This is a genomic window from Vibrio ordalii ATCC 33509 (genome assembly GCA_000257205.1).
Classification (GTDB): Bacteria; Pseudomonadota; Gammaproteobacteria; order Enterobacterales; family Vibrionaceae; genus Vibrio; species Vibrio ordalii.
In genome coordinates this window covers 1-300 of the sequence record AEZC01000181.1, presented here as the reverse complement: position 1 = coordinate 300, position 300 = coordinate 1, and the positions used below count along the sequence as shown (strand labels likewise).

The 300-nt window shown below is 44.7% G+C and carries 2 tRNA genes; both read left to right on the top strand.

From position 1 onward, the window contains the following. Positions 1-78: 78 nt before the first annotated feature. Positions 79-155 (top strand) — tRNA-Met (locus tag VOR_RS0112250). 44 nt (positions 156-199) lie between these two features. Further along, positions 200-284: transfer RNA gene (locus VOR_RS0112245), tRNA-Leu, on the top strand. Positions 285-300: the final 16 nt, after the last annotated feature.

Here is a 300-nt window from a genome sequence, read left to right as displayed (position 1 = left end):
TTATTCAAATGGGTCAGTGTTTAAAAAACCATTGGCGCATGAGTGTGGATTGTATTATATTGTCTCGCTCAAAAAGATGGCTACGTAGCTCAGCTGGTTAGAGCACATCACTCATAATGATGGGGTCACAGGTTCAAATCCCGTCGTAGCCACCATAATTTAGTTGTTAGCGACGTCTAATAACAGTAGATATCGAGCTGCGGAAGTGGCGAAATTGGTAGACGCACCAGATTTAGGTTCTGGCGCCGTAAGGTGTGAGAGTTCAAGTCTCTCCTTCCGCACCATCTCGATAACTAACCA